At 37.9% G+C, this 3,497-nt stretch carries 2 protein-coding genes and 1 pseudogene; 1 reads left to right on the forward strand and 2 read right to left on the reverse strand.

What is annotated here, in order from left to right; translation table 11 throughout:
- A pseudogene (locus GNF10_RS35885) lies at nt 1-1,420 on the reverse strand (hypothetical protein); the annotation flags it as partial.
- Nucleotides 1,413-2,795 (reverse strand): XRE family transcriptional regulator, encoded by a 1,383-nt coding sequence (locus tag GNF10_RS35890; protein ID WP_185607440.1) that lies wholly within the window; start codon nt 2,793-2,795, stop codon nt 1,413-1,415. The pseudogene GNF10_RS35885 and the gene GNF10_RS35890, both read right to left, overlap by 8 nt.
- A 197-nt stretch (nt 2,796-2,992) precedes the next feature.
- On the opposite strand from GNF10_RS35890, the gene GNF10_RS35895 reads away from it, so the two are divergent.
- The gene (locus GNF10_RS35895) at nt 2,993-3,283 is read left to right on the forward strand and encodes a hypothetical protein (protein WP_185587965.1); all 291 of its coding nucleotides are present in this window, start codon (nt 2,993-2,995) and stop codon (nt 3,281-3,283) included.
- Nucleotides 3,284-3,497: the final 214 nt, after the last annotated feature.

A 3,497-nucleotide genomic window follows, 5' to 3' on the forward strand; every position in this document is an offset into this window, starting at 1 on the left:
CATTAGAAGTTGTAGCTAAAGTAGTTACTGGTTTGTTATAAATAGTAAAGTTAAAGTCTTCCGATTTTAAATCTAAATTCCAGACTTTAATTGTTTTATCTTTTGAACCACAAATAATCTGTTTACTATCAGAAGTAATAGTTAAAGCACATATTAATTCATTGTGACCATTAAGAGAGAAAAGCTCCTTTCCAGATTTTAAATCCCAGACTTTGAGCGTTTTGTCTAGCGAAGCAGAAATTAACCGTTTACCATCAGGTGTGACAGCAAGAGTAACTATCGAGTCACTATGACCTCTAAGGAGAAAAGCAGCCTCTTGTGTTTCCAAATTCCAGACATTAATTATCTCATCATAATCAAAAAACAGCCACTTACTATCAGAGCTAACTGCAATTACATATACTTTTCTTGGTGAACTTTCTTCTGAATTCGGGTAAGGATCATTAGAAAGCCAAAAAAGTTTTTTACCTTCTTCCAAATCCCAGCCAATAATAGTACTGTCATCTGATGCAGAAATCATGCAATTGAAAGAAGTAACAGTGACACTTCTTATCAAGTCAGTATGACCAATAAGGGTAAACTCTTCTTTCCCCGATTCTAAATCCCAGACTTTAATAGGGTCAACTATTGAAGCCGAGATGACCCGCTTGCCATCAAAAGTAATAGCTACAGAAGTTACTGGGCTGCTATGACCAGTGAATGTCAAAATTTCTGCACCTGTAGTCAAATTCCAAACTTTAACAGTGTTGTCAGATGAGCCGGAAATTACCCGTTTCCCGTCTGGCGTAATTGCTACAGTATTGACAGGGGCACTATGACCAGTGAATGTCAAAATTTCTGCACCTGTAGTCAAATTCCAAACTTTAACAGTGTTGTCAGATGAGCCAGAAATTAACTGCTTCCTATCTGGGGTTACAGCGACAGAAGTAATCCAGCCGTCGTGACCAATGAGGGTACTGACTAAGCGTCCGTCTGGAGGAGTTAAGCTAGGTGTCTGAGGTTGCAACCAAGGTGACACTTGCCTTTGTTTGCATTGTCTTAATAAAGCTTGAATATCCGTCCTTTCAAAACCCTGTAATCTTCCCCACAATTGTGCTGCTAGTTGTGTTTTATCCTCAGCTAAAATATGCGCCGAAAGTCTTAACCCTCCTTGAATCAACTTGAGTACCTTAGCTTTTTCTAAGTTGTAATCTGGGTGATTTAAAATTCTTAAATCATTAATCAATTCATAATCATCAATTAGTCTTTGCAAGCCAAGTTGAGGATGGTTTATTTTTGCTTCTATAAAGTCAAAATCTCTCAACAGACGGCAAAGTTTCTGAATTCGACCACCTTCTAAACACAAACGAGGAGCTTCACCTAAGAATTGTTCTCTTTCTTCCTCTGACTTTTCAGCTAACCAGGTACGAACATTACTCATCGTCAAAGAGTCCTTCTGTCATGATGTCTGCCACTTCGCCACTAATATCTGGTAAACTTACCCCTGCCGCCTGTACAATGTTTTGGGAATTTAAAAAATCGATAAAACTTTCGTGATAAAATCTGTAACACGGTGGTTGATAGTTTTCCTGCTTGTGCAAGAATTGCGCCCACCGATCCAAAACTTCTTGTACTGTGAACTCATTTTGCGTAGAATATTTTGCAATTACTGCACGGGAGGCGGCTCTATGTAGTGCAGACATAACATAGATAATTTTAATTTTATTTTTAGGTAAAGGCTTGGTTGTCATACCCATAAGTTGCCAGTGGTTGTAATAATATCCTTCTAACCCGATAGGCAAAGCATCCAAAGTTCTATCATCATAAAAACCATCAGCAATCGCTGGTAAAACATAGCGCAAGTACATAAAATTATTTTCACTCTTGACCGCTATGGTGTCTACAAACTCCTGAGCAGAGAGATGATTTTGCCTTTGAATCCATTGATTCAGTACATATTGATATTCTTCATCTTTAAGAAATAGATAAATATATTCTTTTACATCCTGATTACTCTCATTTGAGTATTGCCTTAAATCTAATTCTTGTGTGGGAATAGTCGGAGAAAAATGCAACCTTTTCTCATCTTGATTGTATGGTCGTCTAGTAAGAATAAAATAGACACGTTCTGGTAGTATGTATGGTAAGAATAAAAGATTTCCTGATGATTCTTGGTCAACTTCATCTAGTGCATCTACCACAATTACTAGACGTTCACCCGTGCTCAGTTTTTCACTGACTTTCGTAAGCAAAGTCGATAAATCAGCATCAACTGCTGTCTGTAAATTGTAACGTTCTATTAATTGTTGACGAACTTTTTTCAAAAATAAATCCTGGCGATTCATTCCCTCAGCACGAATATTGAAGAAGCAAATTGCTTCATGATGTTCAACAATATATTGTGCCGCAATCGCACTTTTCCCCATTCCCGCATCACCTACTACTGTAAAGTAGCCATTGGGATTGTTTTGAAAAAAATTCTCTATTGTATCAAATACAAACTTGCGTCCACAAAATAATTTAGTTTTTTCTTTTATTAATAGTTCAAACTCTGGTGGTAATTGCTGTTGACGATACCAGTCTTTAGGGTCAACTATTTTTATAGGTTGGAGATTTAAAACTTTAGCAATATTTTTTACTGCCCATCGTTCAACTCCATTGGGGCAATCTTTAGTACCAAGCAATCGCCTCACTGTATCTACAGATACACTTGCTTTGCGTGCTAGTTCATCTTGAGTCAGTTTTCGCTCCTTAAGCACTTTTCTGAGTTCGGCTTTTCCGTCCTGACTCGCTTTTACTTTAGAAGACTCCAGCATGGTTTTGGTCAATTAAATGAGCATTCACACTATATCTAATAGTAGATTTTGTAGTCTAGGGCAGATAGGTTTTCTCATCTCACCTATCTGCCCTAGCAAACATAAACAGAAACTAAACCTCTTTGCCCTTTCTGATTGTTGGCTAAATAAGCATACTGATATCAAGGTTAAACAACACAGTATTTCAGAGGTTAGCAATGCAGTTAAAATTTTTCAAAAAACCACAAATTGACGAGAAGTACAGTGATATTAAAGAAGAAATTATCCGAGAATTGTTGCGCCAAGTGCGGCACAGCTATAACCTCGCATTTGGCATCACTACTGCATCTGCCTTGATGACTCTACTTGGTGTTGGACTTCTGTATTTAGACAAAATATCCGAAGCCAGCATCACAACAGGAGGCGCAGCGCTGGCGACGATTGCAAGTGTTCAGCGTGCGAAGCAAGCGAAGGAAGAACTGCGTGAGATAATAGACGAACTGGGGTAGTGTGAGGGATGCTTACACTAAGTACAACCTAAACTAAAATCGTTGTCAACAGAAATACCAGCTACGCTAACATTACCCCCAATTGCCGCATTACACGAATGAGCCATTACGTGTAATTAGTGCCTATATATATTGATCTAATACCAATTTTATATGAAGCTGCATATAATAGAGAAAACAAACTCGATAAATTAAAAGAACAATGAGCCGCCCT

The sequence above is a fragment of the Nostoc sp. UCD121 genome (genome assembly GCF_014222285.1).
In the GTDB taxonomy this organism is placed as follows: Bacteria; Cyanobacteriota; Cyanobacteriia; order Cyanobacteriales; family Nostocaceae; genus Nostoc.